Raw genomic sequence first — 209 nt, 5'->3', positions numbered from 1 at the left:
CAGTAGTGAAACGAAACAGCGCCGATGATAGTGTAGCATTTGCTATGTGAAAGTAGGACATTACCAGGCTTCAAATTCAGTCGAAGGACTTTAATCTTAATAATTAAAAATAAGAAAATTGAAAAGAATTTTCTTGGTGACAATAGCGTTTTGGACCCACCTGATTCCATGCCGAACTCAGTAGTGAAACGAAACAGCGCCGATGATAG

At 38.8% G+C, this 209-nt stretch carries 1 rRNA gene; it reads left to right on the top strand.

The features are described from left to right. Positions 1 to 132 precede the first annotated feature (132 nt). Positions 133 to 209: ribosomal RNA gene (gene rrf / locus AAEY68_RS21865) — 5S ribosomal RNA — on the top strand; the annotation flags it as partial.

The organism is Pseudoalteromonas sp. RB2-MNA-CIBAN-0110 (assembly GCF_040309305.1).
Classification (GTDB): domain Bacteria; phylum Pseudomonadota; class Gammaproteobacteria; order Enterobacterales; family Alteromonadaceae; genus Pseudoalteromonas; species Pseudoalteromonas arctica.
The sequence above is the reverse complement of the archived record's forward strand: the minus strand, read 5'-3'. Positions and strand labels throughout refer to the sequence as shown.